The sequence below is a fragment of the Marivita sp. S0852 genome, from assembly GCF_046591575.1.
GTDB lineage: Bacteria > Pseudomonadota > Alphaproteobacteria > Rhodobacterales > Rhodobacteraceae > Marivita.
The window spans coordinates 1-26,907 of record NZ_JBIQWA010000012.1; the positions used below are offsets into that span (position 1 = coordinate 1).

The 26,907-nt window shown below is 57.0% G+C and carries 25 protein-coding genes; 8 read left to right on the plus strand and 17 right to left on the minus strand.

Annotation, left to right across the window (positions count from 1 at the left end; translation table 11 throughout):
• Positions 1-410: 410 nt before the first annotated feature.
• Positions 411-1,025, minus strand: coding sequence for a protein-methionine-sulfoxide reductase heme-binding subunit MsrQ (msrQ, locus tag ACG74X_RS18690; RefSeq protein WP_411236755.1), 615 nt, complete (start codon positions 1,023-1,025; stop codon positions 411-413).
• A 3-nt stretch (positions 1,026-1,028) separates the two neighbouring features.
• Positions 1,029-1,934, minus strand: a complete 906-nt coding sequence (msrP, locus tag ACG74X_RS18695; RefSeq protein WP_411236757.1) for a protein-methionine-sulfoxide reductase catalytic subunit MsrP — start codon at positions 1,932-1,934, stop codon at positions 1,029-1,031.
• Between the two features lie 206 nt (positions 1,935-2,140).
• Here msrP and ACG74X_RS18700 point away from each other — a divergent pair, with 206 nt between their 5' ends.
• Positions 2,141-2,620, plus strand: coding sequence for a hypothetical protein (locus ACG74X_RS18700; protein WP_411236759.1), 480 nt, complete (start codon positions 2,141-2,143; stop codon positions 2,618-2,620).
• Here the strand turns inward: ACG74X_RS18700 and ACG74X_RS18705 are convergent.
• Positions 2,610-4,115 carry an FMN-binding glutamate synthase family protein gene (locus ACG74X_RS18705; RefSeq protein WP_411236761.1) on the minus strand — a complete coding sequence of 502 codons (1,506 nt, stop codon included), beginning with the start codon at positions 4,113-4,115 and terminating at the stop codon, positions 2,610-2,612. The genes ACG74X_RS18700 and ACG74X_RS18705 overlap by 11 nt on opposite strands.
• Positions 4,116-4,214: 99 nt before the next feature.
• Between ACG74X_RS18705 and ACG74X_RS18710 the strand changes: the two genes are divergently transcribed.
• Both ACG74X_RS18710 and ACG74X_RS18715 read left to right on the plus strand, forming a co-directional pair.
• Positions 4,215-4,661 carry a DUF302 domain-containing protein gene (locus ACG74X_RS18710; protein WP_411236763.1) on the plus strand — a complete coding sequence of 149 codons (447 nt, stop codon included), beginning with the start codon at positions 4,215-4,217 and terminating at the stop codon, positions 4,659-4,661.
• Between the two features lie 182 nt (positions 4,662-4,843).
• A complete protein-coding gene (locus ACG74X_RS18715) occupies positions 4,844-5,326 on the plus strand; it encodes a fasciclin domain-containing protein (RefSeq protein ID WP_411236764.1) in 483 nt (160 codons plus the stop codon).
• 126 nt (positions 5,327-5,452) lie between these two features.
• Here ACG74X_RS18715 and clpB read toward each other — a convergent pair whose 3' ends face one another.
• Positions 5,453-8,068: an ATP-dependent chaperone ClpB gene (gene clpB / locus ACG74X_RS18720; protein ID WP_411236765.1), complete on the minus strand. Its 2,616-nt coding sequence runs from the start codon at positions 8,066-8,068 to the stop codon at positions 5,453-5,455.
• Between the two features lie 173 nt (positions 8,069-8,241).
• Here clpB and pyrF point away from each other — a divergent pair, with 173 nt between their 5' ends.
• Positions 8,242-8,937 carry an orotidine-5'-phosphate decarboxylase gene (gene pyrF, locus ACG74X_RS18725; protein ID WP_411236767.1) on the plus strand — a complete coding sequence of 232 codons (696 nt, stop codon included), beginning with the start codon at positions 8,242-8,244 and terminating at the stop codon, positions 8,935-8,937.
• 63 nt (positions 8,938-9,000) lie between these two features.
• On the opposite strand, the gene ACG74X_RS18730 is transcribed toward pyrF, so the two are convergent.
• Positions 9,001-9,288: an NfeD family protein gene (locus ACG74X_RS18730; protein ID WP_411236769.1), complete on the minus strand. Its 288-nt coding sequence runs from the start codon at positions 9,286-9,288 to the stop codon at positions 9,001-9,003.
• A complete protein-coding gene (locus tag ACG74X_RS18735) occupies positions 9,288-10,175 on the minus strand; it encodes an SPFH domain-containing protein (RefSeq protein WP_411236903.1) in 888 nt (295 codons plus the stop codon). The genes ACG74X_RS18730 and ACG74X_RS18735 overlap by 1 nt, the downstream gene beginning before the upstream one ends.
• 100 nt (positions 10,176-10,275) lie before the next feature.
• Between ACG74X_RS18735 and ACG74X_RS18740 the strand changes: the two genes are divergently transcribed.
• Positions 10,276-11,529, plus strand: coding sequence for a DNA polymerase IV (locus ACG74X_RS18740; RefSeq protein WP_411236771.1), 1,254 nt, complete (start codon positions 10,276-10,278; stop codon positions 11,527-11,529).
• Between the two features lie 24 nt (positions 11,530-11,553).
• Here the strand turns inward: ACG74X_RS18740 and ACG74X_RS18745 are convergent, their stop codons facing one another.
• From ACG74X_RS18745 to ACG74X_RS18770, 6 genes are read right to left on the minus strand one after another with little or no spacing between them, the layout of a single operon-like run.
• Complete coding sequence (locus ACG74X_RS18745) at positions 11,554-11,871, minus strand: DUF3775 domain-containing protein (protein WP_411236773.1); 318 nt, start codon at positions 11,869-11,871, stop codon at positions 11,554-11,556.
• A 60-nt stretch (positions 11,872-11,931) separates the two neighbouring features.
• Positions 11,932-12,663 carry an SDR family NAD(P)-dependent oxidoreductase gene (locus ACG74X_RS18750; RefSeq protein WP_411236775.1) on the minus strand — a complete coding sequence of 244 codons (732 nt, stop codon included), beginning with the start codon at positions 12,661-12,663 and terminating at the stop codon, positions 11,932-11,934.
• Positions 12,660-13,226 carry a DUF3833 family protein gene (locus ACG74X_RS18755; RefSeq protein ID WP_411236777.1) on the minus strand — a complete coding sequence of 189 codons (567 nt, stop codon included), beginning with the start codon at positions 13,224-13,226 and terminating at the stop codon, positions 12,660-12,662. The genes ACG74X_RS18750 and ACG74X_RS18755 overlap by 4 nt, the downstream gene beginning before the upstream one ends.
• Positions 13,227-13,230: 4 nt before the next feature.
• Complete coding sequence (locus ACG74X_RS18760; protein WP_411236778.1) at positions 13,231-14,463, minus strand: MFS transporter; 1,233 nt, start codon at positions 14,461-14,463, stop codon at positions 13,231-13,233.
• A complete protein-coding gene (locus ACG74X_RS18765) occupies positions 14,463-15,221 on the minus strand; it encodes a DUF1365 domain-containing protein (protein WP_411236905.1) in 759 nt (252 codons plus the stop codon). The genes ACG74X_RS18760 and ACG74X_RS18765 overlap by 1 nt, the downstream gene beginning before the upstream one ends.
• Positions 15,218-16,516, minus strand: coding sequence for an NAD(P)/FAD-dependent oxidoreductase (locus tag ACG74X_RS18770; protein ID WP_411236781.1), 1,299 nt, complete (start codon positions 16,514-16,516; stop codon positions 15,218-15,220). Before ACG74X_RS18770 ends, ACG74X_RS18765 begins: the two co-directional genes overlap by 4 nt.
• Before the next feature lie 234 nt (positions 16,517-16,750).
• Between ACG74X_RS18770 and ACG74X_RS18775 the strand changes: the two genes are divergently transcribed.
• The 3 genes from ACG74X_RS18775 to ACG74X_RS18785 are packed head-to-tail and all read left to right on the plus strand — an operon-like array spanning position 16,751 to position 18,195.
• Positions 16,751-17,290, plus strand: coding sequence for a sigma-70 family RNA polymerase sigma factor (locus tag ACG74X_RS18775; protein ID WP_411236907.1), 540 nt, complete (start codon positions 16,751-16,753; stop codon positions 17,288-17,290).
• Positions 17,291-17,298: 8 nt separating this feature from the next.
• Positions 17,299-17,949, plus strand: a complete 651-nt coding sequence (locus ACG74X_RS18780; protein WP_411236782.1) for a ChrR family anti-sigma-E factor — start codon at positions 17,299-17,301, stop codon at positions 17,947-17,949.
• Between the two features lie 39 nt (positions 17,950-17,988).
• A complete protein-coding gene (locus ACG74X_RS18785) occupies positions 17,989-18,195 on the plus strand; it encodes a hypothetical protein (protein ID WP_411236784.1) in 207 nt (68 codons plus the stop codon).
• Between the two features lie 112 nt (positions 18,196-18,307).
• Here ACG74X_RS18785 and lpdA read toward each other — a convergent pair whose 3' ends face one another.
• The 5 genes from lpdA to ACG74X_RS18810 all read right to left on the minus strand — a co-directional run bounded on the left by lpdA (position 18,308) and on the right by ACG74X_RS18810 (position 26,869).
• Positions 18,308-20,050: a dihydrolipoyl dehydrogenase gene (lpdA, locus tag ACG74X_RS18790; protein WP_411236786.1), complete on the minus strand. Its 1,743-nt coding sequence runs from the start codon at positions 20,048-20,050 to the stop codon at positions 18,308-18,310.
• Between the two features lie 12 nt (positions 20,051-20,062).
• Positions 20,063-21,331 carry a dihydrolipoyllysine-residue acetyltransferase gene (gene aceF, locus ACG74X_RS18795; protein WP_411236787.1) on the minus strand — a complete coding sequence of 423 codons (1,269 nt, stop codon included), beginning with the start codon at positions 21,329-21,331 and terminating at the stop codon, positions 20,063-20,065.
• Positions 21,332-21,424: 93 nt separating this feature from the next.
• Positions 21,425-24,085: a pyruvate dehydrogenase (acetyl-transferring), homodimeric type gene (gene aceE / locus ACG74X_RS18800; RefSeq protein WP_411236789.1), complete on the minus strand. Its 2,661-nt coding sequence runs from the start codon at positions 24,083-24,085 to the stop codon at positions 21,425-21,427.
• Between the two features lie 182 nt (positions 24,086-24,267).
• Positions 24,268-25,950 carry a D-lactate dehydrogenase gene (gene dld / locus ACG74X_RS18805; protein ID WP_411236791.1) on the minus strand — a complete coding sequence of 561 codons (1,683 nt, stop codon included), beginning with the start codon at positions 25,948-25,950 and terminating at the stop codon, positions 24,268-24,270.
• 130 nt (positions 25,951-26,080) lie between these two features.
• On the minus strand, positions 26,081-26,869 hold the full coding sequence (locus ACG74X_RS18810; protein WP_411236793.1) for an exodeoxyribonuclease III: 789 nt from the start codon (positions 26,867-26,869) through the stop codon (positions 26,081-26,083).
• Positions 26,870-26,907: the final 38 nt, after the last annotated feature.

The window sequence follows — 26,907 nt, forward strand, 5'->3', positions numbered from 1 at the left end:
CAAACCGCCCGCATATCTCTTCAGATATTATCAATGTCAAAGAGCAACCCAGAGACAAATACCAGACCAGTGCGCCCTAATCTTCCGGCGCGCCCGCCTGACAAACCCCTAAGTTATCCGCCTCACGTTCCATCCGAACCCTCGTCCGTCCGTCCCGCCCTGCGTCCCGTTGTGCGCCTCAGCGCCGCCGGTGAGGGGTGTTCTACGGATACCCACCAGGGGGCGCAAGAGGAAAATTTGCGTTTTTTCACTTTTTTCCATTTTTTTATTTTCCGCATGAAAACAGGTGTTTGGCGCAATTTTCTGTCGCCGCAAGCGCGCTCCCAGCAGCTTTTCAATAGACTCACTATATCTTGGGGAATCCGGCTTTGTGCCCCCTAGGGATGGCGGCACAAACCGCTGTTATCGGCTTACCCATTCGTTTCTGCGGTCCGCAAACGAACCGGTCGCCGCCGGACGCGCAGCGCAAGTAATCCAAACACCAGAATGGCGTAGAAAATTGGCTCCCATTGAAAGCCTTTCACCAACAGCAGGAAGTGCAACACGCCGAGTACGGCAATCGGATAGACCAGCTTGTGAAGCTTGCGCCATGTCGCAGCGCCCAGCTTGCGCAGACTCCAGTTGTTTGAGGTCAGTGCGAGCGGAATCATCAGAACAAAGGCCGCCATGCCGACGGTGATGTACCATCTTTTGACGATATCCGCCCAGACGTTCTGAAACTGCACGTCAAGCACAAGCCATGTCAGCAAATGTGCGAGCAGATAGAAGAAGGTGATAACACCAATCGCCCGCCGGAACTTTAGCAGGTTAAGTCCGACAAACCGGCGCAGCGGTGTCACCGCCAAACCCGCAATGATCAGCCAGAGGCTCCACAGCCCCAGCTCGTGTTCTATCACCTTGGCGGGATCAACGCCCAATTGCCCCGTCACACCCATATAGTAAATCCACACCACGGGTATCGGCGATAGGGTATACAGCACCCACGCCGGTATACGGCGCAGGGCAGAGTTCAATGCATCAACCATTGCCTAGATAAACTCGCTCAGGTCCATGCCCTCGTAGAGATGTGCAACCTCGTCTTCATATCCGTTGAACATCAGGGTCGGCTGACGCTTTGCAAACAGGCCGCCGCCAATCCTGCGTTCCGTGGCTTGAGACCACCGTGGATGATCCACGTTTGGGTTCACATTACTATAAAAGCCGTATTCACGCGGGTTGGCGACATTCCAGCTTGCCGGAGGCTCCTGATCAGTCAGGGTGATGCGGACGACTGACTTGATGGATTTGAACCCGTACTTCCATGGCACAACCAGACGCATCGGCGCGCCGTTCTGTTTCGGGATGTCGCGACCATAGATGCCGGTGGCCATCATCGTCAGCGGATGCATCGCTTCGTCCAGACGCAACCCCTCTACATACGGCCAGTCCAGAACAGGGCGCGAGAGGCCCGGCATTTCATCGGGGCGCAGTGCCGTCTGAAAGGCCACATACTTGGCCAAGGGTTGAACCCCGACCCAATCCAGCAGATCGGCAAGCTCGAATCCATTCCACGGAATCACCATCGACCACGCCTCGACGCAGCGAAAGCGGTAGATCCGTTCCTCGACCGTCATCTGGGACATGATATCCGCAAAGCTGTAATCACCGGGCTTGTCGACCAGCCCGTCAATCTGCACGGTCCAGGGATCAATGGTCAAACGATGCGCATAGCGGGCCGGATCGTCTTTGCCTGTGCCGAACTCGTAATAATTATTGTAGGAGGTGATTTCTTCCCAGGTGTTCGGGTCAAGCCCGTCCTGCGCCCGAACGCCCGCCGGCAGAGCCCCAGCGATTGCCCCCGCCGCCAATCCGGACATCACCTGGCGACGGTTCAGATAGGCCGAATACGGGGTGACGTCTTCGGCGTTCAGCGTGTTTTTCCAACGATATGCCATACAGTCCTCTGTCCTTGGTCAGCTTTGCATATAAAGGTAGGGGCACTCCGGTCCAAACCACGGATTTTCACGGTGATGTGCAGCGTTTGAAACCTTTGCGTTGCGCCACATCAAAGAGGCACGGGCATTTCATATACGGTTTCACGCCTTTCTTTCTGACGAGTTTCGACAAACTGGGGCCGAATTGCTGTGTCATTTGGATTACTATGGAAAACCATATTCAACTTTCACCCGACCCCCAGCCATCGCCGCTTCGCTCATGGGGCTTTTGGGCTGTGATGACGGGTGGATTGGCGCTTTTCTTTGTGATGTACCAAATGGCCGCGCCGATGCTTAATCCCGCGCCATCGGTGGGCGACCAGATCGGGACCATCGCTGGCGACATAAAGCGCTCGGCCTGGCGCGCTTTCCTCGGCATGGCAGAGCCACAACCAGAGCCCGTGTCGCGCGCAACGTATTCTACAGCCATTCTTGGTTTCGTCGCACCGGCATTGGGCGTGATCGCCGTGTTTCTGTCAATCATATCGGCGATCAACAAAGAAAACCGACGCTACATGCAATACGGCACCAGTATGGGGGCCGCTGCCATCGCCATGCATTTTGTCTGGTGGTTGGCCCTGCTCATTGTCGGCGCAATGATCCTTGTCGCCATCATTGAAAACATCGGTGACATTTTCAGTTTCTAGCGGCGTGCGCACCCTCTGCAACATGCTGCGGCCATAGGTCGGACATCAGCATTGTCCGTCCATCCGGCTGCACAACACGCACATGTTTGCGTCGCATCAACCGCGGTTCGGCCACGCCGACGGAATGGGCAATTGTCTCGACCTCTTTGATGATTTCAGAGGCATAGGCGGCCACGCGCAGTTCTTTGTCTTCAACCACCAATCCCGCCTGAAACCGGGGATTATGGGTGGTAATCCCGGTTGGGCAGGTGTTTCTGTTGCATTTCAGCGCCTGAATACAGCCCAGCGCAAACATGAACCCCCGTGCCGAGGTGACGAAATCCGCTCCAGTGGCCAGGGCCCATGCGACATCGCCGGGATTGACCAGCTTGCCACTGGCCACCAACGGGATGCGGTCGCGCAGACCATGAGCGTTGCGCATGTTCGCGACCAGCGGCAAGGCTTCACGAATGCTCATTCCGACCAGATCAATCAGCGGCATCGGTGCGGCACCGGTGCCGCCTTCGCCGCCATCAATAGTAATGAAATCAGGCGCAGACTCCGGACCACGTTGGGTGATGGCCTCAAAAAGCCCCGCGATCCCGTCTTCGGACCCGACCACAAGTTTGATGCCTGTGGGCTTGCCGGTCACCTCTCGTACCCGATCAATCATGTCCAGCAGATCGTCCCAATCATCCACCTCTTCGTGACGGTTCGGAGAAATGCTGTCCTTGCCCGGCGCGATCCCCCGAATCCGTGCGATTTCGGGTGTGATCTTGGCTCCCGGCAAAATACCCCCCTTGCCCGGCTTTGCCCCCTGGCTCAGCTTAATTTCAAACATGCGCACCGTCTCATGTGCAGCGATATCGCGAAGCTTGTCTTCGTCCAGCGATCCGGCCTCATCCCGAACGCCATATTTCGCCGTCCCGATTTGAAAAACGATGTCGCAACCGCCTTCCAAATGGTACGGCGACAACGCCCCTTCGCCGGTGTTCATCCAGATGCCCGCACGCTTGGCTCCTTTGCTAAGCGCCAGCACGGCAGGTTTCGAAATGGCCCCATAGCTCATCCCGGACAGGTTGAAAAAAGAGGTCGCCGTGAACGGCACCCGCGCACCCGCGCCAATGACTTTTGGTTCCGAGCTTGCAAACTGATTATCAATCGGGGGAAACGGCGCGTTCACAAACAATGATGTCCCCACGATGTTTAGGTTGCGTGTTGATCCAAAGGCCACCGTATTCCCATGCTGGTGCGACGCGCGCTTGACCCATTCCCGTTGCGCCCGGTTGAACGGCAGCTCTTCGCGATCCATCGCGAAAAAGTACTGTCGGAAGAATTCTCCCAAAGAGGAAAACAGGTTCCGAAACCGCCCAAGAACCGGATAGTTGCGCCGGATCGCGTCTTCGGTCTGGGCGCGGTCGATCACGAAAAAGACCGCCGCCACCAACACGGCCAACCCGATCACTGCGGCAAACAAAACGGCCATAAAGTTCAACGCATACATGGTAACGCCCATGGGGACCTCACATTCAAATCATTGCATTTATGTGTGCATTCGGGCTACTCTGAACAAACACATCTCGGCACCGCCAGAATTGCCATAAAAGGACACGCCATGAAATGCCTGCTCTCGACACTTGCCCTGACTTTCGCGGCCTCCACCGCGGTATCGGCAGACATGATCACGTATGACACCGACCAATCATTCGAAGATGTGACCTTCGGGCTGGAAAGCGCAATAGTGGATGCGGGCCTTGTGATCGACAGCATCAGCTACACGGGTAACATGCTCGAACGGACCAAAGGCGATGTCGGGTCTGACGTCACGCTGTACCTCAACGCGGATATTTACAGCTTTTGCTCTGCCAAGGTTTCGCGGGAAGTCATGGAAGATGACCCGATGAACATCGCATATTGCCCATATGACATCTTTGTCATGGTTCGCCCCGAATCCCCGGACGTTACAACCATCGGGTTTCGCACCTTTCCGGACGGGGCCATGAAAAAGGTCGAATCGCTTCTCGACGAGCTTTCCAGGGCCGCAATCGGGCTGGATGACTGACGTCTCAATAACATGAAATAACAACAATTTCAGTTGAATGCGGAAACAGGCTCGGCTTAGCGGGCATCCGTTTTTCGTCAAGCAGGACCGGCGGAAAACCCCGGTGATCTAAACACGTCTTGTCTGCGTTAAAGGGGTACATGCCAACACGGCATTGCAACTTGTTACAGGAGAACGACCCAATGTTCCGCAAGACAACACTCGCCTTGACTGCAGCCAGCGCCTTGTTCGCAACCACTGCATTTGCCGAGTCGACAAAAGACATCGTCGACACAGCAGTCGAAGCTGGTTCTTTCACAACCCTCGTGGCAGCCGTTCAAGCCGCTGATCTGGTCGACACTCTGAAAAGCGAAGGCCCGTTCACGGTCTTTGCCCCAACCGACGAAGCATTCGCCGCATTGCCGGAAGGCACTGTAGAAAACTTGCTTCTGCCCGAAAACAAGGATCAGCTGGTGTCGATCCTGACCTATCATGTCGTCCCGGGCAAAGTCATGTCGACAGACCTGACCGACGACATGGAAGCCACAACCGTTCAAGGCTCAAACGTCATGATTGATCTCGATGACGGTGTGAAGGTCGAAGAGGCGACGGTCGTCACCCCTGATATCGAAACATCAAACGGCGTGATCCACGTCATCGACACAGTGATCCTGCCCGAAGGTTAAACCGCGCAGGACACATAACAAAGGGGTCGCACGATGCGGCCCCTTCTTTTGTCCCAAACCGGACTGTTTTTGTACAAAGGCGAAGCGAACCTCGCCTTTGCCTTTTCGGCTCACCCCATTTTGGGGTTAGTGTACGACCGCATCATCCGGGCGCGGCCGATTGGATGCCGCCACACGATCCCCGATGATCAGACCTTCGGCTCCTGCGGTGACAGGCACCAAATCTCCGTCCGCCACATCACCCGCCAGCAGCATTTCCGCCAGTGGATCTTGCAACGCCCGTTGGATCACCCGCTTCAGGGGCCGTGCGCCAAAAACGGGATCGTAGCCTTCCTCTGCAAGCCATTTGCGCGCGCTCTCGTCCAGTTCCAGATCAATTTTACGCGCCGCAAGCCGCTTGAGCAGCCGCGCCATCTGGATATCGACAATGCCCGCCATGTCTTCGCGTTTCAGACGATCAAAGATCACGGTCTCATCAAGACGGTTCAGGAACTCCGGACGGAAATGCGCCCGAACCGCATCCATGACATCCCGCTTCGCCTGCACAGGGTCTGCCCCATCGGGCAACTGTGACAACGCCTGCGATCCAAGGTTCGACGTCAGAATGATAAGCGTCTGCTTGAAATCAACCGTGCGGCCTTGGCCATCCGTCAAAACACCGTCATCCAGCACCTGAAGCAGCACGTTGAACACATCCGGGTGCGCCTTTTCGACCTCGTCAAACAGCACCACCTGATATGGACGTCGCCGAACCGCTTCGGTCAGAACACCGCCTTCATCATAGCCAACATATCCCGGAGGCGCACCGATAAGCCGCGCAACCGCGTGCTTTTCCATGAACTCGGACATATCAACCCGCACCATCGCGTTGTCATCGTCGAACAAAAACTCTGCAACCGCTTTCGTCAGCTCGGTTTTGCCAACCCCGGTTGGCCCAAGAAACAGGAACGATCCCAAAGGACGGTTCTCGTCATTCAGACCCGCCCGCGCCCGGCGCACGGCATTGGCAACAGCGCGCACCGCTTGCTCTTGTCCAATGACCCGCTTGTGCAGTCCATCTTCCATGCGCAGCAGTTTCTCGCGCTCGCCTTCCAGCATCTTCGATGTCGGAATACCGGTCCACCGCTCGACCACGCCGGCAATCTGCTCGGGGCGTACGGCCTCTTCGACCATAACATCGTCATCCGTGCTTTCCGCCTCTGACAATTGTTTTTCCAGCTGCGGGATCACGCCGTAAGACAGCTCTCCGGCTTTGGCCAAATTGCCTTCACGTTTCGCGATCTCCAACTCGGCCCGCGCCTTGTCAAGCTGCTCTTTGACATCCCGCGCCGACGCAAGCTTGTCCCGCTCTGCCTGCCATTTCGCAGTCATCTCGGAAGATTGTTCCTGCAGATCGGCAAGATCCTTTTCCAACTTCTCAAGGCGGTCTTTCGACGCTTGATCATCCTCCAGACGCAACGCCTCTGCCTCGATCTGCTTTTGCAGGATCTCCCGGTCCAAAGCGTCAAGCTCTTCGGGCTTGGAGTCCACTTCCATCCGCAGGCGCGATGCGGCTTCATCCATCAGGTCAATCGCCTTATCCGGCAAGAACCGGTCGGTGATATAGCGATGAGACAGCGTCGCCGCCGCAACCAAGGCACTGTCCGAAATCCGCACACCGTGGTGCAGTTCATACTTCTCCTTGATCCCGCGCAGGATCGAAATCGTGTCCTCAACCGTCGGTTCCTGGACCACCACGGGCTGGAACCGTCGTGCCAAAGCGGCGTCTTTTTCAACGTGCTTGCGGTACTCATCCAGTGTGGTTGCCCCCACACAATGCAGCTCACCACGCGCCAGCGCAGGTTTAAGAAGGTTGGACGCATCCATCGCGCCGTCCGCCTTGCCTGCACCCACAAGCGTGTGCATCTCGTCGATGAACAGAATGATCTCACCGGCTGCGGTCGTCACTTCTGACAAAATCCCTTTCAGCCGTTCTTCAAATTCACCACGATACTTTGCACCCGCAATCAACGCGCCCATGTCCAACGACAAAAGCCGTTTGTTGCGCAACGATTCCGGTACGTCACCGTTCACGATCCGCAGCGCAAGACCTTCGGCAATCGCCGTCTTACCAACACCGGGCTCACCAATCAGAACCGGGTTGTTCTTCGTCCGGCGACTCAGCACCTGCATAGCGCGGCGAATTTCGTCGTCGCGCCCAATGATCGGGTCAATTTTGCCTTCCCGCGCGCGCTCGGTCAGATCAAGCGTAAATTTCTTCAGCGCCTCATACTGATCCTCTGCGTTTGCACTGTCGGCGGTCCGCCCTTTGCGAATATCATTGATCGCAGCATTCAGCGCTTGGGCGTTGACGGCACCGGCTTCCAATGCCTCTTTGGCCGGGCTTTTGACCATCGAAAGCGCCATCAAAATGCGCTCGACCGGCACAAAGCTGTCACCCGCTTTGGTTGCCAATTTCTCGGCTTCGTCCAGCACCTTGCCCGTTGCAGAATCCAGATAGACCTGCCCGGCATCGCCCGAAACCTTCGGAATTTTAGCGATTTTGACATCCAAAGCGTCCACAACGCGTTTCGGCGTACCACCAGCCGCCGAAATCAGGTTGGACGCAAGCCCTTGTTCATCGTCCATCAGGGCTTTGAGTATATGTTCCGGGGCCAACCTCTGATGGCTTTCCCGCATCGCAATTGTTTGAGCAGCTTGAATAAAACCACGCGACCGCTCCGTGAACTTTTCTAAGTTCATGGGTATTCTCCTTCTTGTAAGCGCCCATCAGAAAAAGGAACCCGCGTTTGCAGCGTCCCCGGGGTTTGGGCCTCATCGGGGATGTGGGGATCACTCTTGCGTTTCGCAAGGGTCAACACGCTTGATGCGTCCGCTGCAAACCCATAAGACAGCCAAAATCCAAAGGAAACCGAATGTCTGATGACCGTCTGATCGTTGCCCTCGATGTTCCCAACGCTGTGGCAGGGCTGGAACTTGCCAGAAAACTGGGCGACTCGGTGTCGTTTTACAAGATCGGCCTGGGCATGTTGACCGGCGGCGGCCTTGCCCTGGCAAACGAGCTCAAGCAGGATCACGGAAAACGCATTTTCCTGGATATGAAGCTGTTTGATATCGGTGCCACAGTCGAAGCCGCCGTGCGCGGACTGGCGCAGTTTGAGTTGGACTTTCTGACGGTACATGGCGACCCGCATGTCGTAAAAGCCGCAAAAGAAGGGGCGTCCGGGTCAGATATGAAGATCCTCGCCGTGACAATTCTGACATCCCTGGACCGGCAGGATCTGGACGACAGTCTGATCAAAGCGGGCAGCATCGCTGATCTGGTCACGGATCGCGCAGGGCGGGCGTTTGTGGCTGGTGCGGATGGCGTGATCGCATCACCCAATGAAGCCGCGATGATCCGCAGCCTGCCAGAAGCTGACGGTCGCCTGATCGTCACACCCGGGGTGCGCCCGGCCGGTGCAGAGCTCGGGGATCAGAAACGCGTCGCAACCCCGGCAAACGCGGTAGCCAATGGCGTCGATCATGTCGTTGTGGGCCGCCCGGTCTGGCAGGCCGACAACCCGCGCGCCGCTGCAGACGCCATCGTCGCCGAAATGAAAGCGGCCTAAGCCAAGGATCACCGATCCACAAAACCCAAGACAGGTCGCGTCCATCCACCTCGCTGGATGCGCCTAGTCGTTGATATCCTTATCAAAGGTCTTCACTTGGCCGCGCTGAACGCCCAGCACCTTGCGCAAACCCACCCACGCAAGAAGCGACAGAACCGCAAACACAAGTAGCGTCACCGGCAATGAGGCGGCCATCCACATCGACATCGGACCGCCAAACCCAAACAGAACCGCGACAATCGCGGCACCCCCTGCAAATCCCAGAAACAGATATGCCGGAACAAAGATCTCAAGCACGGCCAGCCCGATTGCCGCCACAGCCCAGATCCACCAAGCGGTCCACAGCTCCATCAGCCACGCCCTTTCAACATCCCAAACGCCTTGCCAAACGCATCGGCTGCGTCGGCTGGCACAACAATTGTCTGAGACCCCTGCCCCTGACCAATCTTTGCTAGGGCCTCGACCTGTTTCAACGCGACCTGATACTGCGCTGCTTCCAATCCGTTATCCTTGATCGCGCCCGCAACAACACTGGTTGCATAGGCTTCGGCATCCGCCAGAACGCGCCGCGCTTCGGCATCTTTTTGTGCGGCATAGAGTTCCGCATCGGCCTGCAGTTCAACGGCCCGCTTTTGACCCTCGGCCTCGGTCACCTGCGCGCGGCGCGCCCGTTCTGCATTCAGCTGCTGCAGCATCGCATCGCGCGTGGCTTGATCCAGGTTCACATCCAAAATCTCGGCCCGCGTGACCTCGATTCCCCAATCATCAACGGCGTCCTCGACACTTTCCTTGATCTGACCGATCAACTGCGCCCGATTCGACTGCACCTCGTCAAGATCCATCTTGCCGATATTCGCGCGCACGATCCCGGCAACAGTTGTGGCGATTGCAGCATCCACATCCCGAATACGATAAACGGTCTTTTCGGGTTCAAGAATACGGTAGAACACGCTTGTGTCGATCTGGACCAGCACGTTGTCCTTGGTGATCGCGTCCTGCGTCGCATTCGGCAACTGACGTTCAAGAATCGAGATTTTATGCGCCACACGGTCCAGAAACGGCACGATAAAATTGATACCCGGCCCCAGAACAACCCTCAGCCGGCCAAAACGTTCGACCACAAATTTCTGACTTTGCGGGACGATACGTATGGCCAGAAACAGGCATAGAATGATAAAGCCGGCCAAGAGAAGGGTAACGATGTCGCCGCCTGCGACCTGCGCCAAAACTGTTCCGATATCCACCTGCGTTCGTCCTTAATCTGCCCGCGCCAAATGCCACCTGTAGAGTGTGGTGTGATCGTCTATAATTGGAAAGTGTTTACAAAGAGGCAAGCAAATGCCCGCCATATGTCGCGATTGCCTGACGGAATTTGACACAACACTCAGATGCCCGGCGTGCCGGTCTCCTCGCATTGTTGCGCATCAGGAACTCTATGATCTCAGCATCGCACATATGGATTGCGATGCGTTCTATGCGTCTGTTGAAAAACGCGATGATCCGTCTCTTGCAGATAAACCGGTGATCATCGGCGGTGGTCGGCGCGGCGTGGTGTCAACCGCCTGCTATGTTGCGCGTATCAAGGGTGTGCGATCTGCAATGCCGATGTTTCAGGCTCTCAAATTGTGCCCGGACGCCGTGATCATCAAACCGCGTATGGCCGCTTATGCCGAGGCGTCAAACGCCATTCGCGCCCTGATGGAAGAACTCACGCCCTCGATCGAACCGCTATCTCTGGACGAAGCGTTTCTGGATCTTACCGGTACGGCGCGGCTGCACGGACATCCGCCTGCGGTGATGCTCGCCCGATTGGTCAAACGGATGCGCGACGAGCTGGGGCTGACCGGGTCCATCGGCCTCAGCCATAACAAATTCCTGGCCAAGATCGCATCCGACCTCGACAAACCCCGCGGTTTTTCGGTGATCGGTCAGGCCGAAACCGAGGCCTTTCTGCGCCCCAAATCCGTGCGCATGATCTGGGGCGTCGGTCTGGCAACCCAGGACGCCTTGGAAAAGGCGGGGATTCGCACGTTTGATGATCTGCACCGCTGGGAAAAACAAGATCTGATCGCGCGCTTCGGCAGCATGGGTGACCGCCTTTGGCATCTAGCGCGCGGACAGGACAAGCGGCGCGTGTCGGCCCATGCGCCGATGAAATCAATCTCCAACGAAACCACGTTTCACGAGGACACAAATGATCCCGATCTGCTGGACGGTCACTTGTGGCGCATGTGCGAAAAAGTGGCGGATCGGGCCAAGGCCAAGGAACTGGCCGGGCGTGTTGTAACCCTCAAACTCAAGCGGTCGAATTTTTCGCTGGTGACGAAACGCACGTCATTGACGGACCCCACCCAAATCGCCGACCGCATTTACCGCACAGCACGGGCGCTGTTTGATCAGGTGGGCGACAAAGGCCCTTACCGCCTGCTCGGTGCCGGGCTCAGCGATCTGAGCACCGCAGACGGAGCGGATGTCTCGGGTGACTTGCTAGACCCGCAGGCCGCGCAGCGCATTCAAGCGGAACGAGCGACGGATATGATCCGGAACAGGTTCGGTCCGGATGCCATTCTCAAGGGGCGCGCGTTGCGATAATCCGTCCCGAAAACCGCCATGTGGTCACATCAACTGGTTTTCTTCGTCCACCGCAGAAATGCCCAACGCATCCAAACCGGATTCCAGATGATCCGGCAAATGCGGCGTGCCGATCAGGTAATCCGCCGTTGGTGTGGTCGCCTCGCTCATAGCAGTGGAATAGGCGTCATCCCATTCCTCAACCTCGAACGCGCCGCGCCCGATCCACATGATCGCAACCAAAGCGGCCTGTTCTTCCTCGTCCATGCGATCAATAAACGCGCGCATCTCACCCTCTGCGCGATCAAGCTCGCGTGACATCACGATAACGGCGGCAACTTTGGTGGCACTGATCTTTTCCATCACGACTCTCCCAATCGATTTATTCCAAGATGAAGCGAACCAAGCCGCCCGGCTTTGATCTTACGCAAAAAGGCGATAGTAGAGCCAGTCCGGTAAGAACTGGCTGCCGCGAAACACCCAGGAAAAGACGGTTGGAAAGCTGCGCTTGAAGGCATCCGTGTTCATATGCTCGAAAAACTCGCGCGCGGCGTCTTCCGGCTGCATGATGAACGGCATGTTGAAATTGTTCTTGTCGGTCAACCGGGTTTTCACAAAACCGGGATTGACCAGCTGCACCCTTACATTGCTGCGCCAAAGGTCGGCATAAAGCGATTCAGCCAAGGTCATGACGCCAGCTTTCGAGGCCGTATAGGCCGCAGCCCCCGGCAGCCCGCGAAACCCAGACAGCGATCCGGTCAGAACAATATGCCCGGCATCGCGTTCGACAAATTTGGGCACAACCGCCCCCATCAAACGCATTGCACCAGTGAAATTTACGTCCGCCATGGCCGTCGCCTGATCTGCGTCCCAGTCTTTTGCGCCAAACGGCCAATAGACGCCGGCGATCTGCACGACACCGTCAATGTCTCCAATGGCCTCTGCCGCGGCTTTGACCGACTCCGCGTCGGACACATCCACCGGCACAACCTCTGCGCGGCCGGGCAGATCGTCAGCAAGCTGTTGTAGTTTGTCTTCGCTTCGGGCGGACAGGATCAGATGCACGCCTGCGGCACTCATTTTGTGCGCCAACGCCTGGCCAAGCCCCTCGCTTGCCCCAACCAACCAATATTTCTTACCCGCCCAATCACTCACGCTGCTTCCTTTCTGCGCATTGTGGCCACCAATTCCGCCACCTTGATTCCGTATTTACGGAACTGGCTGCGGTTTACGATAGTTCCATTCGGCGCGAGATACATCCAGTCCGTTGTATCCAAAACATGTCCACCCTGATCATCCGGTAGCTGAAACTTGTATTTCAGTTGCACAGTCGGGCCGCTTTGAATGCCCTGGCCTTCCCCCACAACGTCAGAGGCAGTGGCCCGGATACGGCCGTCATTGCCCAATGTCAGTGTCCATTCCCGAAGAACCTCGTCCCCGGTGTCATAAGTAAAGCGCTCTTTCATGACACCCTTATTGCCATTCCATTCCGCCATGAAATCCCCCACAAAACGCGATGTGATCCGCCCTGTTGGTCCGTAAATCACACCTTCACAGACGATGGGCCCGTTTAAATGCGTGCGCAGATCAAACTGTTCGCCCGGCGCATCGGCATAGTCGCTCGGAGATTGACTGTTAAAGCCGAAGTACCGGTTCTTGAGATACCCCAAGATCACCATCAGGCTCGCTCCAAGAAGTACCAGAAAGACAGTCTCCATGACGTCATTCCTTCCCTATAGGAGTGGCGACCAAAAGGCCGATCGCCACCAGTTTCAACGCGCAGGGCACCCCTGCGTAGAGTAGTGTCAGTGTTCGCAATGCGGTTTCAGAATTGTCCGATCCCGACACAAAACCGCTGGAGTCCAGAATCGGAAGCAAAGCGATGGCCGCAAAGGCCAATGTGAACTTCGAGACAAATCCCCAAAGCGCAAATCCCTCTGCCGCGTTGGGGGCCACCGTCTCCATGCGTTTGGCAAAGATGGCCGGCAAAAGCGTCAGATCGGCCCCCACAGCAGCGCCCGATGCAATGCAAATGATGGCAAAAAACACCGTGTCACCCGCGCCCAGCAGCATCGCAAAGCTGAATGCGGCAAAGGCCAGAACCATTGCGGCCAGCAATGTGGTCTTGGCCCCGATCCGCTCCGCCAATGCCCCCCAAAGCGGTGCCGCCGCCGCCGCCGCAACAAAGAAAAGCAGCAAAAGTGGCCCCTCCCATCCGGGCGCATTCAGGCGACTTTCCACAAAGAACAGAAACAATGTCGAACTCACGGCGACAGGAGCCGCGTTCACCAGCGCAATCAACAGCAAACGCCGCGAAATCCGGTCCTTCAGGATCGCACCAAACCCGACCGACGCCTCAATGGTGCTGCCCCGCCACTCCGCATGCATCGCCACACCTGCCACAAGACAGGCCAAGGCAAACACCAGCGCGTAAGAGACGAATTCAGGCCAGGCCAGCGCAAGGAAAATCGACGGCATCACAGACGCCACACAGACGCCCAAAAGCGCACCGGTCTCGCGCCAGCGCGCCAATCGGAGATAGCCCATGTCGCCCCCAAGGCGTTCGGCCTTTTGCACACCGCGAGCGTAAAAGTTTATCGTCAGAAAGCTGAACGCCGAAAACACCAGCGTCAGCATGACCGCAAACCACAGGATCGGATTGGTCGGCGGCGACACCGCAAAAAGCCCGATCATGGCAAGACCCATAACTGCAAGGGTAACGGCAACCGCCAAACCCTGATAGCGCCGAACCGCCACGGCCAGTTTCCCAAGCAACGGGTCCTGCACCACATCCAACAGGCGCAAGCCGAACAACACCGTTCCCAACGCGGCAAGGCTGACCCCGTATTCATCCACATAAAATTTCGGTGCGTGGATGTAGATCGGCAATCCAGCCGCCGCAAGCACAGCCGCAAAGATGGCGTATCCGCCAAGCTTTTGCCCGTGCGCGTCCATTACTGGCTCACTTCTTCCGAAGGCGGTTCCGTCCGCGTCCGATACCGCGACCCCTTCCACCACAATTTAAGGGCCTGCCAATGAATCAAGGCAAGCACGCGGCGCGATCCCAGCGGACGCCGCAACATCGACCGCAGGATCGACAGGGTGCTGATCGGCTTGCGCGGTCCTGTCAGGGTGGCAATCAACCCGCCATCGCTTTGTGTGTAATCGATCCAGATGCCGATCTTGTCGTCCCGGATGTCGAAACGAAACTCGTACCCGCCCTCCACCGGCTGGAACGGAGACACGTAAAAGATCTTGGTTGCCTGCAACCGGTCCTGCGCGCCAATCGGCGACCCGTCGGATTTGCGGCACAAATAGGAATGGCGATCCCCGAACGTATTGGACACTTCGGCGATCACAGCCACCAGTTGGTCAGCTTCATCATGCGCCAACCAAAAAGACACCGGGTTGAAAACATGCCCCAGAACCCGTGGCTGGGCGAGCAGCAACAGCCGCCCTTTGGCCCGCACCTGATGCGCCTCCAGCACATCGCGCGCCCATTTTGCGCCAGCCCCCTGTTTTGGCGCACCACCATGATCGGTATCATGCAAGCTGGTCACATTGCGCTTGTTGCGCGAAAAGAGCCACGGCGTTTCGGGCTCCGCCTCCGCGTCCAGCATGACGTAATCAATCGAATACCGAAATGCGTTGTCGGTGTCGCCCTTACGCCCGTGATAGGTGTGGCCGATGATATGATCCACGGCACTCATTATTCTGCTGCCACGCCTGCAACACTGCGCGCGCGGATCGCATCCACAACATCCACAGCACTGGACAGGCCGTCTTCGTGAAATCCGTTTTTCATCCAGGCCCCGCAGAACCACGTCCGATGCGTGCCATTCATGTCGCGCATCATCTGCTGCGCATCCAGTGCAGCAAGGTCATAAACCGGGTGACGCAAGGTGCATTCATCATAAATCAGCTCGTCCCGGATCGGCCGCGTCGTGTTCAGCGTGACAAAATGCGGATCGCTTTCCGGAATCGGCTGAAGGCTGTTCATCCAATAGGTCAGATCAATCGTGTTCAGCTCTTTCCGCGCACTTTCGGTATAATTCCACGAGGACCAACACACCCGCCGCTTTGGCATCAGTGTTGGATCAGCATGCAAAACAACGCGGTTTGGCTGATATTTGATCGCCCCCAGCGCGCGTTTTTCCATCGGTGTCGCATCAGACAAAAGGCGCAGGCTGTCATCTGAATGGGTCGCAAAGACCACCTCGTCAAAGCGCTCCCATTCGCCGCCCTGTGCCTTGACCTCAGCACCCATCACATCGCGGCGCACGCCATCAATCGGGGCCCCCAGACGCAGCGTTGCGCCGCGATCCTTCAAAGAGGCCTCCAGGCGGCGCACATATTCGATGGACCCACCCTGAACTGTGTACCACTGATGCTGACCGGTCACGGACAAAAGCGCGTGGTTCTCCATAAACGTGACAAGCGCATGGGCCGGGAAATCCATGATCTTGTCGGTCGGCGTCGACCAGATCGCCCCGGTAAAGGGCAGCAGGTAATAGTCCCGGAACCAGTCACCTGTGCCCAATTCATCCAGAAACGCGCCAAGGCTCAGCGTCCTGTCGCGCGTCGCATCCAGGGCGTGTTTGTTGAATTTCGCAATATCGCGCAGCATCCGCAGAAACCTGGGGTTCACGATGTTGCGCTTCTGCGCAAACAAAGACCCCAGGGTCGCCAGGGCATATTCGAACTTTCCGCCATCAAAACTGGCCGCAAAGCTCATATTGCTTTTCGTAACCGGCACATCCAGGGATTTGAACAAATTCGCAAGATGCGGGTAGTTGGCATAGTTGAAGACGATAAATCCGGTATCCACCGGCTGATCCCCGGCTTTCCCCGCCATGATCGTGCGCGCATGTCCGCCCAAACGCGGCTCGGCTTCAAACAAGGTGACATGGTGATCTTCGGACAACATATGCGCCGCCCCCATCCCCGATATCCCTGCGCCAATAACGGCAATTTTCTTGGATGCGCTGGCGCGGGCTTCAAATGGCATAGTCGTCTCGCTCTGTAGTGTGTCTAGTTTGGTTTACGCGATTACTTGCCGATTGGATGAGAAAAGAAAAAAGAAACATTCTTTGATCCAAGCCAGACGCATCGGCGTAACACCCATATGATTTCGACCGCAACGCCACTCTCAGACTGCGACCCGACGCCCGTTGTCATTGACGTGCAAATGAGTGATTTCAAGAAGGCAACGGCGGACGGAAGCAAGATTTTGATTGACGGAATGCAGACAAGCGGCACGCCGTGGGTAGATGACCTGCTGCGCATCCGCGACAACCGCGATGAAAAGGCGTTCATAAAGGTGTTTGAACACTTTGCGCCCCGCGTGAAAGCATTTCTGATGAAAACGGGCATGGATGCCGCACTCGCAGAAGAGTGCGCCCAAGAGGTGCTCGTGACCGTTTGGAATAAGGCGCATTTGTATGATGCGTCACGGGCAAGTCCATCGACATGGATTTTCACCATCGCCCGAAACAAGAAGATCGACGTGCTGCGCAAGCAACGGCGTCCGGAACCCGAAGACCTGACATGGGGCCCCGAAGCAGAGCCCGACCAAGCAGATGTCCTCGGGCTCCAACAAGAGAGCGAACAACTGGGTCGTGCGCTGCGCGATCTGCCCGAGAAACAAAGGGAGCTGATTGAGAAGGCCTATTTCGGCGATTTAACGCACAGCGAAATCGCTGAGCAAACCGGACTACCGTTGGGCACAATCAAATCCCGCATCCGACTGGCGCTTGAGCGACTGCGCCACTCACTGAAGTGATGATAGCTATGACTGTAAAACACCATTTGACCGATGACCTTTTGATGGCCTACTCCGCAGGCAACCTGCCAGAGGCGGTAAATCTCATCGTCGCCACGCATATCTCTTTATGTGACGCCTGTCGCGCAGCGCTTGACAGCTACGACGCGGTCGGCGGCGCCGTTCTTGACACCTGCGATAGCGCGCCGCTGTCGTCGGACAGCCTGAACTCCGTTCTGAATATGATACATGCTCAAGACAGCAAGGTAACAGACAAGGCCTCGTCCAGCAAAAGCGACGGCATCTTACCGGCCCCGCTCTGCGATTACGTCGCCGGGGGATTGGAAAACGTGAAATGGCGCCCCGTCGGGATGGGGGTCAAACAGGCTGTCCTGAAAACGTCTTCTGACGCCAGCGCGCGTTTGCTCTACATCCCGGCGGGTACGGCAATCCCTGATCACAGTCACAAAGGCCTGGAGCTGACCCTTGTTCTGAAAGGCGCATTTCAGGACGAAGACGGCTACTTCGGCCGCGGCGATATCGAGATAGCGGACGAACATCTGCATCACACCCCGGTGGCCGACATCTCCGAAGACTGCATCTGCCTTGCGGTGACAGACGCTCCTTTGAAATTCAAAGGGCTTGTTCCGCGAATCGCCCAACCCTTCCTTGGGATATAACAGCTCCCGCGCCGCGCGCCGGCACGAACTCTTCAGGTTATGACACCCAAACCAATCCTGAAAATGGCCCTTGGCTTCACCGTGCTCGCAATTCTCTGCGGCACGCTTGAAGCTGTATTATATGGCGGTCGCCTAAACGAAGAGGGCGTCGTTCAGGAAAGCCTGTTCCTGCCATTGACCTTCATCTTTGCCGCCATGGCTGTCACAGCGGTGGTCTTTGCCATCCTGCGCGTTTTTCTGAAATAATCCAGTCCCCCCGCTTCTTTGGGCTCCAAATACCTCGGGGGAGTCGCCTCTGGCGACGGGGGCAGAGCCCCCATCACCCATATGTCATGCGTCCCAAAGGGACATGATGTTCTCAAGACGCCTTTTTCTTCTTGGGCGGCATCAGATCGGTGATTGTGCCTTCAAACATCTCGGCCGCAAAGTTCACCGTTTCCGACAGGGTCGGGTGCGGGTGAATCGTGTGGCCAAGGTCCACCGCATCCGCACCCATCTCGATGGCAAGTGCCACTTCCGAAATCAGATCTCCGGCATTGGTGCCAACGATACAGGCCCCGATCACCCGGTCATCTTCGGGATCAAACAGCAATTTTGTAATCCCCTCGTTTCGCCCATTCGCCAAAGACCGGCCAGAGGCGGCCCATGGGAACACACCCTTCTCGTATTTGATACCATCAGCCTTGGCCTGCGTTTCGGTCACCCCGCACCACGCCACTTCGGGGTCGGTATAGGCGACAGACGGGATCAGTTGCGCATCAAAAAACCGCTTGTGACCGGCAGCCACTTCTGCCGCGACCTTGCCTTCATGCACGGCCTTGTGCGCCAGCATGGGCTGGCCCACCACGTCACCGATAGCAAAGATATGCGGCACGCCGGTGCGCTGCTGGTTGTCCACGGCAATAAACCCGCGTTCATCTACGGCAACACCCGCCTTTTCGGCGTCGATCAGCTTGCCATTCGGCTTGCGACCCACAGCCACCAAAACCTTGTCGAAGGTCTCGTCAAACGTCTCGCCCTTGGCATCTTCGAACGTGACCTTGAGACCCTTTTTCTGCGCCTCAACATTCGTGACCTTGGTCTTGAGCCAGATGTTCTCGTACCGACCTTCGATGCGCTTGTGCAGCGGTTTGACAATGTCCTTGTCCGCCCCCGGCATCAGCTGATCCATGAATTCGACCACGGAGATCTTTGATCCCAAAGCGTCATAAACGCACGCCATCTCAAGCCCGATGATACCACCGCCAAGGATCAGCATCTTCTTGGGAATGTCGCGCAACTCCAGCGCGCCGGTTGAATCGATCACCCGCTCATCATCATGCGGGATAAACGGCAGTTGCACAGGCTCGGACCCAGCGGCAATGATGCATTGATCAAAGCTGACAGTTTTGATGCCATCGTCGGTCTGCACCTCGATCATGTTCGGCCCGGTAAAGCGGCCATAGCCCTGAACCGTTGTCACCTTGCGGCCTTTCGCAAGACCACCCAGACCGCCGGTCAACTGGCCGACCACCTTGTCCTTGAAGGCACGCAAGTCATCCAGATCAATCTTGGGCTTGCCAAAACTGATGCCGTGACTGCCCATCTCTTCGGCCTCCGTGATCACCTTTGCCACATGCAAAAGCGCCTTGGACGGGATGCAGCCGACATTCAGGCAGACGCCACCCAGATCAGGATACTTCTCGATCAAAACGGTCTTCTTGCCCAAATCCGCCGCACGGAACGCCGCCGTGTAGCCGCCGGGGCCAGAGCCCAGAACAACAACTTCGGCATGAATGTCACCGGTGCCAGACGCATTGCCGGTCGCCGCAACCGCGCTTGGTGCGACCGGAGCCGCCTCTTTCGGGGCCTCGGCCGGGGCATCCCCGGCATCCGCACCCTCCATCACCATGATAACCGATCCCTCGGAAACCTTATCGCCTTCACCGACCTTGATCTCTTTGATCACGCCCGCCGCAGGCGATGGCACTTCCATCGTCGCCTTGTCGGACTCGATCTCGATCAACGGGTCTTCTTCGGCCACCGTGTCGCCCACGCTGACCAGAACCGAGACCACGGGAACGTCTTTGAAATCCCCAATATCGGGTACTTTAATGTCCATCAGATCGCCCCCTTACCACATCAACTTGCGCATATCGCCAAGCAGCCCCTTGAGCGTCACGGTAAACCGCGCGGCCAAGGCACCATCGACGGCACGGTGATCATAGGACAGGCTCAGAGGCTGCATCAGGCGCGGCACGAAGTCCTCGCCGTTCCACACAGGCTGCATCTTCGACCGTGTCAGCCCAAGGATAGCCACCTCTGGCGCGTTTACGATGGGGGTAAAGCTGGTCCCGCCAATGCCGCCCAAGGACGAGATCGTAAAGGTTGCGCCCTGCATGTCCTTGGATTTCAACTCGCCTTCGCGCGCCGCTTTCGACAGGGTCATCAACTCTTTCGAGATGTCGACCAGACCCTTGCGATCCGCATCCTTGATCACAGGCACCATCAGCCCATTGGGCGTGTCCGCCGCAAAGCCGATGTTGTAATAATCCTTCTTGATCAGCTTATCGCCATCCGGGTGGATGGACGAATTGAACTCCCAATGCTGCTTGAGCGCAGACACCGACGCCTTGATCACAAAGGACAAGAGCGTGACGCGATAGCCCTCTTCCTTGGCCATCGTGTCCATCTCCTTGCGGTATGTATCAAGGTCAGTGATGTCCGCCTCGTCATTATGCGTGACATGCGGGATGTTGAGCCACGAGCGGTGCAGCGCCGGACCAGACAGCTTTTTGATCCGGGACATTTCAACCTCTTCCACGGGGCCGAACTTTGAAAAATCCACAGCTGGGATCGGCGGAATACCCATACCGCCCTGCGCAGATGTGCCAGACGCAGCCGGTGCGACCTGAGATTTCAAAGCCTTTTCGACATCTTCGCGCAAGATACGGCCTTTACGACCCGACCCGTTCACGGTGGTCAAATCCACTTCGACGCGTCGCGCATAAGCCCGCACAGACGGCGAGGCATGGACCTTGCCAAAACCAGCATCCGTTTTGGCCGGAGCCGGTGCCGCCTGTGTCGCGGGGGCAGTTGGGGCCGCCGGGGCCGAGGACGCCGCAGGCGCTTCGGCTTTTGGCGCTTCGGCAGGTGCCTCTGCTGCGCCATCCCCCTCTAGCACAAGAATCACTGACCCTTCGCTAACCTTGTCGCCTTCGCTGACCTTGATCTCTTTCACCACACCGGCGGCCGAGCTTGGCACCTCCATCGTCGCCTTGTCTGATTCCAATTCTACAATCGGGTCTTCTTCGGCAATGGTATCGCCGACGCTCACCAAAACGGTGACGACAGGGACATTGTCAAAATCGCCAATGTCGGGAACTTTTACTTCGGTAGTCATATTCTATTCCTTCCAGTGCCGCCTGCCCTCGCAACAAAAGTGGACGCAAAACCGGTTCCCACTTTTGCTGGACAGACGCGCATCTCCTCCCGATCAAACCAGACGCGGGTTCGGCTTGCTGCCGTCGATGTCGTATTTCTTAAGGGCTGCTTCGAGGTCTTTTTTAGTAACCGCACCTTCATGGTAGAGGTCCACCATCGCCGCACCTGCAATGTGATTTGCATCGACTTCAAAGAAGCGACGCAAATTCAAACGGCTGTCCGACCGACCATAGCCGTCGGTGCCCAGAACCGTGAACCGCCCCGGAACAAACGCCCGGATTTGCTCGGCGTAGTTCTTCATATAATCGGTCGCGGCAATGATCGGGCCTTTGGCCTGCTCAAGCTGCTGTGTCACATAGGGCACTTTGGGATCGTCCAGCGGATTCAGGCGATTGTGGCGCACGCAATCCTGACCGTCGCGGGCCAGTTCATTCAGCGATGTCGCCGACCAGATATCTGACGTCACGCCGAAGTCTTCCTTGAGCATTTCCGCCGCCTTGATCGCCTGCACCAAGATCGTGCCAGAGCCCATCAGGTTGACATGCTTCTTGCCCGGCTTGGCGGTTTTGGACATCCGGTAAAGACCCTTGATGATGCCCTCTTCCGCGCCCATGGGCATTTCGGGGTGCTGATAGTTCTCGTTCATCAGGGTCAGGTAGAAATACACGTCCTCCTGGTCGACGAACATGCGCTGAAGCCCGTGTTGCACGATCACCGCGACCTCGTAGCTGAAGGTCGGATCGTAGCTGATACAGTTCGGGATGGTGCTGGCAAGGATGTGGCTGTGCCCGTCCTCGTGCTGCAATCCTTCGCCGTTCAGCGTGGTGCGCCCGGCGGTGCCGCCCAGCATGAACCCGCGCGCGCGGCTATCGCCTGCGGCCCAGGCCAGATCCCCGATCCGCTGGAAGCCGAACATCGAATAGTAAATGAAGAACGGGATCATCGGCACGCCATGGTTCGAATAAGACGTGGCGGCCGCGATCCAATCGGCCATGGCCCCCGCTTCGTTGATGCCTTCCTGAAGCACCTGACCGCTTTCGCTTTCCTTGTAATACATCATCTGGTCGCGGTCTTCGGGCGTATAATGCTGCCCCAGCGGATTATAGATCCCCACCGACCGGAACAGACCCTCCATCCCGAAGGTGCGGCTTTCATCCGGCACAATCGGCACCACGTTCTTGCCGATCTGCTTGTCCCGCAGCAAGGTCGTCAGGATGCGAACAAATGCCATCGTGGTCGAGATTTCACGGTCGCCCGTGCTCTCCAACTGACCTTTGAACTTGTCCAATGCTGGAATATCCAGCTTTGGTGTGTCGCGCCAATCCCGCTTTGGAAATTCGCCGCCCAATTCCTTACGCCGATCCGCCATATAGGCCTTTTGCGCGTTGTTCAGGCTGACGAACGGAACATCTTTTTCCAGCTCTTCATCGGTGACAGGAATCTGGAACCGATCCCGCATCGCCTTAAGCTGGTCAAACTGCATTTTCTTTTGCTGGTGGGTCGTGTTCTGACCCTCACCAGCCGTGCCCATGCCGTAGCCCTTGACCGTCTTGATCAACAGACATGTGGGTGTGCCCTTGGCCTGGGTGGCCCGCAGAAAGGCATTATACACCTTCTTCGGATCATGCCCGCCACGCCGCAGTGCCCAGATCTGATCGTCGGTCCAGTCCTCGACCAAAGCAGCCGTTTCAGGATACTTGCCAAAGAAATGCTTGCGGATATAGGCACCATCTTTGGATTTGAACGTCTGGTAATCGCCATCGACGGTTTCATCCATCAACTGACGCAGTTTGCCGGATGTGTCTTTCTCCAAAAGCTCGTCCCAGCCTTTGCCCCACAACAGCTTGATCACATCCCAACCGGCACCGCGGAAATCGCCCTCAAGCTCTTGAACGATCTTGCCGTTACCCCGCACAGGGCCATCAAGGCGCTGCAGGTTACAGTTCACCACAAAAATCAGGTTATCCAGCCCCTCGCGGTGGGCCAGATCAATGGCACCCCGGCTTTCGGGTTCGTCCATTTCGCCGTCACCCAGGAAACACCAGACCTTGCGATCGGCGGCATCAATAAGACCCCGGTTGTGCATATATTTCATGAACCGCGCCTGGTAGATCGCCATCAGCGGTCCCAGACCCATCGAAACCGTTGGAAACTGCCAATAATCCGGCATCAGCCACGGGTGCGGATAAGACGACAGACCACCGCCCGCGACTTCGGACCGGAAATTCTCAAGCTGTTCAACGCTGATCCGCCCTTCCATGAACGACCGTGCATAAATGCCGGGGATCACATGGCCCTGAAAAAACACCAGATCACCACCATGGATCGCGGATTTCGCGCGCCAGAAGTGGTTCAGACCAATATCATAAAGCGCAGCAGACGATGCAAACGACGCGATATGCCCGCCATATTCGCTGCTGACCTTGTTCCGCTTGACCACCGTTGCCATCGCGTTCCAGCGGTTGATGGTCCGGATGCGCCACTCCATTTCGGTGTCGCCGGGGATGTCGACCTCGTCATCAGACGCAATCGTGTTCTGGTACGGCGTGGTCGCCGAAAACGGCAGCTTGGCACCGTTGGCGCGCGCCTGTTGCACGGCTTTGTCCAAAAGATAGTGCGCGCGATCCGCGCCGTCGCGAAGAATTACATCTTCGATTGCATCCTGCCACTCTTGCGATTCGACTGGATCAATGTCGTTCGGGCTGTCTTTCATGGTCCCTCTTCCCTTAGGTCGGCCAATCCGGCCAATAGTTTACAGGTGAACCAGTTCTCAAAAAGAAAGGTTCCCCCAAATTTAGCGCCGTCTAACATGTTGCTTTCCGCCACGGCAGTATCGCCAGGACATATCCTCCATGCGCCGTGTGCATGGCAAATGGTTTAGCGCTAAACGAAACATCATGCGTAATGCTTGCGCCTCGACGTCTTGCCAATACCGGGATTGAAGGCGTTCGTCGGGTCAATGCTTTGGTAGAAGTCCGCAAGATCTGGTTTGGCCCTGTAGATATGCCCCACATTATGCTCTGCCGGGTATTCCGCACCGCGCTGGTCCAACAATTCCAGCATCTCGGCCTTAAGCGCCGCCACATCGACACCCTTTTTCACGATGTAATCCTGATGCAGGACGTGACAGAAGAAATGCCCGTAATACAGCTTGTGAACCAGCTTGTCGGCAATCGACGGCGGCAAATCTTCCAGCCACGCGCGCTCATTCCGCTTCAACGCAATATCCAAGGCAAGGATATCCTCGACATCGGACCGGTGGATGTTCTGGTAGCGAATCGCGGCCCCCGCAGCAGCAAAGCGGTTCAGCCCAGCCAGCTTGCCCTCGCGCGGCGTACATTCAAAAAAACCGCCGTCCCGGCCTTCAAAAAATGTGCTCAGAAACGCGCGCGCCTCGGAAACACCGCCATCCCGCATTTTCAGAATCAAATGATGTTCATACAAATCCCGATAATCCATCAGGCGCTGTGGCAGTGCTCTGGGCATCAAACGGGCAAACACCTGCATGAATTTGTCGGTGAACCCGCGGGTCAACGCAAACTTGTTCAACCGGGCGTCAACAGCCCCTTTCAAGGCAAAAAACATGGGCAGCTTGTCGGTGCCCAGCCAATCGATCATCAGCACAGTGTCTTTGCCATACGTCTCCGAGATATCGAAAATCTCGCGCTGCATGTATTCGCCCGACACAGGCAGGCTGTCAAAATTGGTTAAAATATGTCGCCGCAAATCCGTCAACGCGTCGGGATCGTTGGTCCCGATGTAAAAGGTCTGTTCATCCCGATTGATCGGATAGGTGTCCAGACGCACCGCAAACACCGCCAGTTTCCCGGCACATCCCGCAGCTTCGTAAAGTCGGCGTTTGTCCGCATTGAACCGCGCCGGGCTGTCGGCATCCACATCGCGCACACGCCGGTGATATTCCGTATCCGACGCGCGCTTGTTAGTGGCCTCCAGATCGGCATCGGAAAATTTGCCGTTCTGCACATTGCTCAGGATCTCTTCTGGCGTGTCGCCCAGCGCGATACCCAGATGATTCACCAACTCCAGATCCCCATCCTCCGTAACCCGCGCAAAAAGCGACAGCTCGGTATAGCTGGGGCCGCGTTCAATCAGCGATCCACCCGAATTGTTGCACACCCCGCCAATGATTGACGCGCCGATACAGGACGATCCGATCACCGAATGCGGTTGCCGGCCAAGCGGTTTAAGCAGCTTTTCAAGCGCGAACAAGGTGGCACCCGGCAAGCTGACAACCTGTGCGCCGCCCTTGATCGTGTGAATCGCATCCATCCGGCGCGTGTTGATCAGAACGACATCACGATCATAAGTGCCCTTGGGTGTCGACCCTTCGGTCAACCCGGTGTTGGCGGCCTGCATGATAACAATCTTGTCCGCCGCCACGCAGGCTTGCAGCACCCGCCATTGTTCCAAAACCGTCGCGGGCTGCACAACCGCAAGCGCATCACCCTCCCCCGATCTGAACCCTTTTCGAAAGCGTTCTGTCTGCTTGTCCCCGGTCAGGACGTGACGCGCGCCCACTGTTTTTCGCAGCGCATCAAGCAGTTCAGACTCTGTCATTCGCGTCCTCCCAACACACCTGATTTTGGCCAAGCGTTATGTGTCAGGATAACAACCCCGCACCGGGGGTCCGCAACGGGACAAAACGAAACACGCTGCGGATGCAGAAATTCTGCCGAGTCAGCCCCGCTTACAAGTCAAACGTCGCAAAAACCGGCGCATGGTCGCTGGGCTTTTCCCAACCGCGCGCGTCGCGCAACACACGGCTTGAATGTGCCGCATTGGAAATATCCGCCGTCGCCCAGACATGGTCCAGACGCCGCCCCTTGTCGGCCGCGTCCCAATCCTTGGCTCGGTAAGACCACCACGAATACAGCAAACCATCGGGAATATCCTGCCGGGTGATATCCACCCAGCCCCCCGCGTCCTGGGTTTCGGCCAGATGATCGACTTCAATCGGCGTGTGGCTGACAACTTTCAATAGCTGCTTATGCGACCACACATCATCCTCACGCGGCGCAATGTTCAGATCGCCGACAAGGATCGCTTTTTCCGGTTGTTCAGCCTTAAACCAATCTCGCATATCTGTCAGGTAATCAAGCTTCTGACCAAATTTCTCGTTCACCGCGCGGTCCGGCACATCGCCGCCCGCAGGCACGTAAAAATTGTGAACCGTAACCCCGTTTTCCAACCGCCCCGCAACATGGCGCGCATGGCCCAAAGAGGCAAAGTCCTGATCCCCGATATCTTCGATCGGCAGCTTGGAAAGAATGGCCACGCCATTATACCCTTTCTGCCCCCGGGCAATCATGTGGCCATAGCCCAGGGCCTGAAACTGCTCCACCGGAATTTTATCAACCGGGCTTTTGCATTCCTGAAGACACAGCACATCCGGCCCTTCTTCGGCCAGCAATCTGGCAACCAACCCTTCTCGCAGACGAACGGAATTGATGTTCCAGGTGGCAAGGGTAAACGGCATGGCAACGCTCCGGTTCAATCACCGCCAGACACTGCCCC